Annotated in this window: 7 protein-coding genes; 6 read left to right on the top strand and 1 reads right to left on the bottom strand. The window is 62.8% G+C overall.

Features of this window, described 5'->3' with window-relative positions:
- The first annotated feature begins 680 nt into the window (after positions 1–680).
- Positions 681–887, top strand: a complete 207-nt coding sequence (locus EOA86_RS38575) for a hypothetical protein (RefSeq protein ID WP_164891709.1) — start codon at positions 681–683, stop codon at positions 885–887.
- A 75-nt stretch (positions 888–962) separates the two neighbouring features.
- Here EOA86_RS38575 and EOA86_RS12640 read toward each other — a convergent pair whose 3' ends face one another.
- A complete protein-coding gene (locus EOA86_RS12640) occupies positions 963–1,922 on the bottom strand; it encodes a LysR family transcriptional regulator (RefSeq protein ID WP_127209840.1) in 960 nt (319 codons plus the stop codon).
- Positions 1,923–2,045: 123 nt separating this feature from the next.
- Here EOA86_RS12640 and EOA86_RS12635 point away from each other — a divergent pair, with 123 nt between their 5' ends.
- From EOA86_RS12635 to EOA86_RS12615, 5 genes are all read left to right on the top strand, one after another.
- Complete coding sequence (locus tag EOA86_RS12635) at positions 2,046–3,092, top strand: class 1 fructose-bisphosphatase (RefSeq protein WP_128341949.1); 1,047 nt, start codon at positions 2,046–2,048, stop codon at positions 3,090–3,092.
- Positions 3,093–3,097: 5 nt separating this feature from the next.
- Positions 3,098–3,970 carry a phosphoribulokinase gene (locus tag EOA86_RS12630; RefSeq protein WP_065010922.1) on the top strand — a complete coding sequence of 291 codons (873 nt, stop codon included), beginning with the start codon at positions 3,098–3,100 and terminating at the stop codon, positions 3,968–3,970.
- Positions 3,971–3,980: 10 nt separating this feature from the next.
- Positions 3,981–6,017, top strand: a complete 2,037-nt coding sequence (tkt, locus tag EOA86_RS12625; protein ID WP_128341947.1) for a transketolase — start codon at positions 3,981–3,983, stop codon at positions 6,015–6,017.
- A 12-nt stretch (positions 6,018–6,029) separates the two neighbouring features.
- Positions 6,030–7,109 (top strand): class II fructose-bisphosphate aldolase, encoded by a 1,080-nt coding sequence (fba, locus tag EOA86_RS12620; RefSeq protein WP_128341945.1) that lies wholly within the window; start codon positions 6,030–6,032, stop codon positions 7,107–7,109.
- A 36-nt stretch (positions 7,110–7,145) separates the two neighbouring features.
- Positions 7,146–8,373, top strand: a 1,228-nt coding sequence (locus EOA86_RS12615) for a ribulose-bisphosphate carboxylase large subunit (RefSeq protein WP_164891710.1), incomplete at its 3' end; no start/stop codon positions are given.

Here is an 8,373-nt window from a genome sequence, read left to right as displayed (position 1 = left end):
AACAAATCGTGGGCTAAGCGCGGTCAGAGGCCCACCGCGTGGGTGACCGCGGGTGCGCTGGCCCGTGGCCCGTCAACGCCTGGCCGGCTATCGCCTCAGATCGGCAAATAAGTATTTCGCCACCAGCGATGCTTCCCGACCTTCGATCATCAGAATCGACCCGCTGAACTCGCGTGGACGGCACCTGTGTGGCGCGCTATGTGCTCGACGGTGACGCCGCGGGGGCGCTCGGTCATTGCCTCGATCCGTGCTGGGCATCGTCCGCAGACGACCCCATCTGCACGCCCTCGGCCGCTGCTTTTAGGAACCGCTTTCGACAGCCGCTCGTCGTTGACGGCCCGCGAGAGGAGCACCGCACCGACCATCGTCGAGAGAATGGCCATCGCAGCCTGCGACTCACACGCATCACCAATTTTTTTTTAGATTGCACTCGTAATCTACCTCCTATAGAGTTCAAACGAAATCTAAAAAAGGAGATACGAGATGATCCGCAGAATCTGAGCGCGTCGATTTTGGCCGCGCTGTTTCTCGCCACCCCGGCGATTGCCGAGGAAGGAAGGCGGCAGCCTGCACGAGGGACACCTCGACATGGTCGCTTATTATGTCCCGGTCGACGGCGACCTCCTGGAGGTCACCGCCACCTTCGCGCGAAGATCGGGGGCGATCCGCAGCGCGTCGTCATGGGCCTCGCCGAGGGGGACTCCGTGGCCTTTTCGATGCCGGGCAACCGGGGCGCCCTCTACGCGTTCTCGAGGTCCGGCGAGGAGGTGACGGTGTCGTCCGAGACCGACGTGCACCTGCGAGCCGAGGCCAATGCACTGACCCGTCCTGCAGACGGCAGCCTGCGTGCTGCTGGCCGAGAGCTCGCGTCCGTGGGGCCGATGTAAAGGTCAAACGCAATCTAACTTGAGAGCGACGAGGGCATCGTTTGTCTGAAGGGGTTTGTCCTGGGGCCGCGCGCCCTAACTCGCGCGACCTCTAGTGTTCGGTTCTTCGTGCGGATAGAGCTTGCCGAACAGGGGCAGGTACATCGCGCCTTTGCGCATCAGGAAGTCGTGGAACGTCGCCATGGCAGGCGAGATCGCGTGATCGCTGCGCATCACCGAAAACCATTGCCGGCGGATCGGCATGCCGACAACGTCGAGGATGACCAGCCGGCCGGCTTCGGTTTCGGCGGCGATGGTGTGGGCAGAGATGAAGGCAATGCCGAGCCCGGCCATCACCGCCTGCTTGATCGTTTCGTTCGAGTCCATCTCGACGCCGAGATCGTCGATGCGGCCGGGCACGTCGCTCAGGAATATCTCCAGCGAGATGCGCGTACCGGAGCCGGGCTCGCGAATGAGGAAATGCTCCTCGGCGATCCGCTCCTTGGATATCTCGCGTGCCGAGGCCAGCGGGTGGTCGGGCGGCGCGATGATGACCAACGGGTGATCGCCGAAGACCGAGGCACGGACCGGGACTTCCTTCGCCGGGCGTCCCATCAGCGCAATGTCGATGTCGTGGTTCTTCAGACTGTCAATCGTTTCGGCGCGGTTGCCGATGGCAAGCCGCATGTCGATGTCGGGATGCTCCTTCATGAAGCCGGCCATGAGCCGCGGCGCGAAATATTTGGCGGTGGAAACGACGCCCAGCCTCAAGCTGCCGATGCGCACGCCCTTGATCGCATCCATCCTGTCTTCGAGCAGGCGAAGCCGCTCTTCGATCGCCTGCGCCGTCTCGACGAAGGCCAGACCTGCGGCAGTGGGACGCATACCGTCCGACGTCCGGTCGAACAAGGCCAGTTGGAACTCCTCCTCGACTTGCCGCAACTGGATCGTCAGCGCTGGAGGAGACAGGCCTAACGCCTTGGCCGCGCTGACGATTTTTCCGTGGCTGATGATTGCCTGAACTGTCTTGAATTGCTTGAGCGTGAGGTTTCTCATGCGACATACTAAATTTTTTTTAGTGTAGAAGTAAAGTTATTGAATTTTACTTATCCGGTGGTGTTTGTTCTCATTCCCCTGTCCGGCCGACCCGAGGAGAGGCGGCTGGATCGGGAGGTTACGATGCCAGCGGCAACGCTCGATGCTTTTCTGAATTCCTATCTCGGCCCGCCGGACGAGCTGCGCTCCGCGGTGGTGGCGACTGTCCGCCAGCTGACGCAGGCCGCTACCAATATCCGCAACACTATCAATCAAGGGGTGCTCGGCACCGCCTTTGCCGGGGCCCGCGGCGCCAATGCCGATGGCGACATCCAGAAGGATCTGGACATCTTCGCCGACGACATCTTCCTCGACGCCATGCGCCGCGCTCCGGTCGCGCTCTACGCCTCCGAGGAACTGGAGCAGCCGGTCCTGCTCGACAGGCAAGCGCCTCTCGCCATCGCCATCGACCCGCTCGACGGCTCCTCCAACATCGACACCAACGTGTCGATCGGAACGATCTTCTCGCTCCTCCCTGCAACTGGCGCGCTGGACGAAAATCCGGCCGCCTCTTTTTTGCAGGCAGGCGTGAACCAGTTGGGTGCCGGTTTCTTCATCTACGGGCCGCAGCTGGCACTGGTTCTGTCGCTCGGCAGCGGTACGCATGTCTTCGTCCTCTCGACCAGGCTCGGCACCTTCGTCCAGGCCTACGAGAGCCGGATCATCCCGCAGCGCACCCAGGAGTTCGCCATCAACGCCGCCAACTACCGGCATTGGGACGAGGCAGTGCGGCTCTACATCGACGACTGCCTCGAAGGCACCGAAGGCCCACGAGAGAAGGAGTTCAACATGCGCTGGATCGCCTCCCTGGTCGCCGACTGCTATCGCATATTGATGCGAGGCGGCGTATTCCTGTATCCAGGCGACAAGCGCAAGGGTTATCGCCAGGGACGGCTGCGCCTCGTCTACGAGGCGAACCCGATCGCCTATCTCATCGAACAGGCAGCCGGTGCCGCTACCGATACGATCACCCGCATCCTCGAAATCGAACCCGAGAGCCTGCACCAGCGCGTCCCCGTGGTGTTCGGATCGGCGCGGGAAGTCGCGCGCATCACCCGCTATCACACCGAGCCCAGCGCCATCGGCGAGCGTGCGCCGCTGTTCAGCCGCCGCGGCCTGTTCAGGGCTTGAGCATCATGTCGGCAAAGCACCCCATCATCACCATCACCGGGTCGTCGGGCGCAGGCACCACCTCGGTCAAGCGCATCTTCGATCTGATCTTCCGGCGCGAGAATATCGAGGCCGCCTTCATCGAGGGCGACGCTTTCCATCGCTACGACCGTGCCACGATGAAGGTGAAGGTGGCCGAGGAGGAGAAGGCAGGCAATCCGAACTTCACCCACTTCAATGCCGCGGCCAACGAACTCGGAATCCTCGAAGAGGTGTTTGAGGAATATGGCCGCCGGGGAACCGGAAAGACCCGCACCTACATCCATGACGAAGACGAGGAGAAGCAGTACGGCACGCCGCCGGGACAATTTACCGAATGGCGCGAATTCCCGCCGAGCGATCTGCTCTTCTACGAGGGCCTGCATGGCTGCGTCGTCACCGACAAGATCAACCTGGCCAGGCACGCTGACCTCAAGATCGGCGTGGTGCCGGTCATAAATCTCGAATGGATCCAGAAGATCCATCGCGACCGGGCAACGCGCGGCTATTCCACCGAGGCGGTGATGGACGTGATCCTGCGCCGCATGCCGGACTATGTCCGCTACATCGTCCCGCAGTTCTCGCAGACCGCCATCAACTTCCAGCGCGTGCCGATCGTCGACACGTCCAACCCATTCATCGCGCGCTGGATTCCGACGCCCGACGAATCGATGCTGGTGATCCGCTTCGCCAACCCCCGCGGCATCGATTTCCCCTACCTGCTTTCGATGATCCACGACTCGTTCATGTCGCGGCCGAATTCCATAGTGGTGCCAGGCAACAAGCTCGACCTTGCCATGCAGCTGATCCTGACGCCGCTCATCCTGCAATTGATCGAACGCAAGAACCGTGTGTCGTGAGGAGGACGCCATGAACAGCCAAGCAGCAGCATTGAAGCCCGTCGCAGCCGTCTCGGAGCGCGACATGGCGAATGCCATTCGGGCACTGGCGATGGACAGCGTCCAAAAGGCCAATTCCGGTCATCCTGGCATGCCGATGGGCATGGCCGATGTCGCGACGGTACTATTCAGCCGCTTCATCAATATCGATCCGTCGGCGCCCAACTGGCCCGATCGCGACCGCTTCGTGCTTTCGGCCGGGCACGGCTCGATGCTGCAATATGCGCTGCATTTCCTGCTCGGCTACGACGACATGCGGATCGAGGAACTGCAGCGGTTTCGTCAGCTGGGCAGCCGTACCGCCGGACATCCGGAATATGGCCATGCGCTTGGCATCGAGACGACCACCGGTCCGCTTGGACAAGGCATCTCGACCGCCGTCGGCATGGCACTGGCCGAACGCATGCTTGCTGCCCGCCACGGCGCCGATCTCGTCGACCATTTCACCTATGTGATCGCCGGCGACGGCTGCCTGCAGGAAGGCATCAGCCATGAGGCGATCGACCTTGCCGGTCACCTGAAGCTCTCCCGGCTGATTGTCTTTTGGGACGACAATGCGATCTCGATCGACGGACCCACTTCGCTGTCGACATCGATGGACCAGCCGGCACGGTTCAAAGCCGCCGGATGGCATGTCCAATCGGTGGACGGCCACGATATGGGGGCCGTCGCTGCGGCAATCGAAGCAGCACAGCAGTCGGATCGACCATCTCTGATCGCCTGCCGCACGATGATCGGCAAGGGCGCGCCCAATCTGGGCGGCTCGGAAAAGACACATGGCGCACCGCTGGGCGATGCAGAGATCGCCGCGACGCGCGAAAACATCGGCTGGGCCTACGCGCCGTTCGAGGTGCCGGACGACATCCTGTTCGCCTGGCGCGAGATTGCCGAGCGCGGGCAAGCGGCGCGGCACGCCTGGGAGCAGCGGCTTGCCGCCTCGCCTCAGCGCCAGGCCCTCGAGAGCGCGGTCGCCGGCAACCTGCCCGACACAGTCTTCGAAGCGCTCGGCGCTTTCCGCAAGGAACATGTCGAGAAGGCGACCAAGGTTGCAACGCGAAAAGCCTCCGAAATGGCGCTCGGCGCAATCAACGCCGCGACCGACCTGACAGTCGGCGGCTCCGCAGATCTGACGCATTCGAACCTGACGATCACCAAGGGCATGGATCGCATAGCGCCGGATGACTATGCCGGCCGTTACATTCACTACGGCATCCGTGAGCACGGCATGGCCGCGGCCATGAACGGGATCGCGCTGCATGGCGGCTTCGTGCCTTATGGCGGCACGTTCCTGTGTTTCGCCGACTATGCGCGCGGCGCGATGCGGCTCTCAGCGCTCATGGGCCAGCGCGTTATCTATGTGATGACGCATGATTCCATCGGGCTCGGCGAGGACGGCCCGACCCACCAGCCGGTCGAGCACCTGGCGATGCTACGGGCGACGCCGAACCTCAACGTCTTCCGGCCGGCCGACATCATCGAAACGGCGGAGTGCTGGGAACTGGCGCTGAAGAGCAAGAACCGGCCGAGCGTGCTGGTGCTCTCGCGCCAGAACCTGCCGATGCTGCGCCAAGCACACAGCGAGGAGGCACACAGCGACGAGCCACACAGCGACGAGAACCGGTCGAGCCAGGGCGCCTACATCCTGCGCGAGCCAGCCGAGCACCGCGCCGTGACGCTGATCGCCACCGGCTCGGAGGTCGAGATTGCCGTTGCCGCCGCCGAACGGCTGGAAACCGAACACCGCATCGCCGCCGCGGTCGTCTCGATGCCATGCTGGGAGCTCTTCGAGGAACAGGATGCGGACTACCGCAAGGCCGTCCTCGGCTCGGCGCCGCGCATTGCCATCGAAGCCGCGGCGCGGCTCGGCTGGGATCGCTGGATCGGCGACACCGGCGCTTTCGTCGGCATGGCCGGTTTCGGCGCCAGCGCCCCTGCCCCGGATCTCTACCGGCATTTCGACATCACGCCCGAAGCCGTCGCCGCAGCGACGCTGAAGCTCATCATCTAGGAGGACCCGATAATGGCCCGCATCACCCTTCGCCAGCTTCTCGACCATGCCGCCGAGCACGGCTATGGCGTGCCCGCATTCAACATCAACAACATGGAACAGGGCCTCGCCATCATGGAGGCGGCCAAGGCCTGCGACGCGCCGGTCATTATCCAGGCGTCGCGCGGCGCCCGCTCCTATGCCAACGACATCATGCTGGCCAAGATGATGGAGGCGTTGACCGAAATGCATCCGGCCATTCCGCTATGCATCCATCAGGATCACGGCAACAACGAAGCCACCTGCCTTTCGGCGATCCGCCACGGCTTCACCTCGGTGATGATGGACGGGTCATTGATGGCGGACGCCAAGACGCCGGCGAGCTACGATTACAACGTCGCCATCACCGAACGTGTCGCACGCATGGCGCATTGGGTCGGCGCTTCCGTCGAAGGCGAGCTCGGCGTGCTCGGCTCGCTGGAAACCGGCCAGGGCGAGGCCGAGGATGGCCATGGCGCCGAAGGTGCGCTTTCCCACGACCAGCTTTTGACCGATCCCGATCAGGCGGTCGACTTTGTCACCGCCACCCAGGTCGACGCGCTGGCGATCGCCTGCGGCACTTCGCATGGCGCCTACAAATTCAGCCGCAAGCCGGACGGCGGCATCCTGGCTATGCAGGTGATCGAGGCGATCCACGAAAAGCTGCCCAACACGCATCTGGTCATGCATGGTTCTTCCTCGGTGCCGCAGGAACTGCAGGACATCATCAACAAATATGGCGGCGAGATGCCCCAGACCTTTGGCGTTCCGGTCGAAGAGATCGAGCGCGGCATCCGCTACGGCGTGCGCAAGGTCAACATCGACACCGATTGCCGCATGGCCATGGCCGGGCAGTTCCGCCGCATCGCTACGGAGGACCCGCGCGAATTCGATCCGCGCAAATTCCTGAAACCCGCCATGGACGCCTTGCGCGATCTTTGCCGCGATCGCTTCGAACGCTTCGGCACCGCGGGCAACGCCTCGAAGATCAGGGTTATCGCCATGGACGAGATGGCCAAACGTTACGCCGCGGGAAAGCTCGACCCGCAAATCGCAACCGCGAAAGCCGCCTGAGCGGCAAACAGGAGACCTGTTATGAACAAGATCGACATGCCGTCAGCAGGCACCCTCAAGGAAGGCAAGGAACGCTACAAGTCGGGCGTCATACCCTACAAGAAGATGGGTTATTGGGAGCCGGACTACCGGCCCAAGGAAACAGACCTGATCGCCATGTTTCGGATCACGCCGCAGCCCGGCGTCGACCACGAGGAGGCCGCCGCCGCCATCGCCGGTGAATCCTCTACCGCGACATGGACCGTGGTGTGGACCGACAGGCTGACCGCCTGCGAGCTCTACCGCGCCAAAGCGTTTAGATCCGAGCCGGTGCCGAACACAGGTCCCGGCACCAAGACCGAGCAGCAGTACTTCGCCTACATCGCCTACGACCTCGACCTATTCGAGCCGGGCTCAATCGCCAACCTGACTGCATCGATAATCGGCAATGTGTTCGGCTTCAAGGCAGTCAAGGCCTTGCGGCTCGAGGACATGCGCATCCCGGTGGCTTACCTCAAAACCTTCCAGGGCCCGGCGACCGGCATCGTGGTGGAACGCGAGCGGCTCGACAAGTTCGGCCGGCCGCTGCTCGGCGCGACGACGAAGCCGAAGCTTGGCCTGTCAGGCCGCAACTACGGCCGCGTCGTCTACGAGGCGCTGAAGGGTGGCCTCGACTTCGTCAAGGACGACGAGAACATCAACTCGCAGCCCTTCATGCACTGGCGCGACCGCTTCCTCTACTGCATGGAGGCTGTGAACAAGGCCTCGGCCGCTACCGGCGAAGTCAAGGGCCATTATCTCAACGTCACCGCCGGCACGATGGAGGAGATGTACGAGCGCGCCGAATTCGCAAAACAGCTTGGCTCCTGCATCATCATGATCGACCTCGTCATTGGCTACACGGCGATCCAGTCGATGGCCAAATGGGCACGCCGCAACGACATGATCCTGCACCTGCACCGCGCCGGCAACTCGACCTATTCGCGCCAGAAGAACCACGGCATGAATTTTCGCGTCATCTGCAAATGGATGCGGATGGCCGGCGTCGATCACATCCATGCCGGCACCGTGGTCGGCAAGCTGGAAGGCGACCCGCTGATGATCAAGGGTTTTTATGACACGCTGCGCGAGGAGCGCACGCCGCAGAACCTCGAAACCGGGCTGTTCTTCGATCAGGAGTGGGCCTCGCTCAACAAGGTGATGCCCGTTGCCTCGTGCGGCATCCATGCCGGCCAGATGCACCAGCTGATCCATTATCTCGGCGAGGACGTCATCCTGCAGTTCG

This window comes from Mesorhizobium sp. M5C.F.Ca.IN.020.32.2.1, assembly GCF_004023105.1.
GTDB lineage: Bacteria > Pseudomonadota > Alphaproteobacteria > Rhizobiales > Rhizobiaceae > Mesorhizobium > Mesorhizobium wenxiniae.
This window is presented reverse-complemented; position numbering and strand designations above follow the sequence as displayed.

Bases quoted from the DNA above. Each gene is read 5' to 3' on its own strand.
- EOA86_RS12640 (WP_127209840.1), bottom strand. From the start codon at position 1,922: ATGAGAAACCTCACGCTCAAGCAATTCAAGACAGTTCAGGCAATCATC.
- EOA86_RS12630 (WP_065010922.1), top strand. From the start codon at position 3,098: ATGTCGGCAAAGCACCCCATCATCACCATCACCGGGTCGTCGGGCGCA.
- EOA86_RS12635 (WP_128341949.1), top strand. From the start codon at position 2,046: ATGCCAGCGGCAACGCTCGATGCTTTTCTGAATTCCTATCTCGGCCCG.
- EOA86_RS38575 (WP_164891709.1), top strand. From the start codon at position 681: ATGGGCCTCGCCGAGGGGGACTCCGTGGCCTTTTCGATGCCGGGCAAC.
- fba (WP_128341945.1), top strand. From the start codon at position 6,030: ATGGCCCGCATCACCCTTCGCCAGCTTCTCGACCATGCCGCCGAGCAC.
- tkt (WP_128341947.1), top strand. From the start codon at position 3,981: ATGAACAGCCAAGCAGCAGCATTGAAGCCCGTCGCAGCCGTCTCGGAG.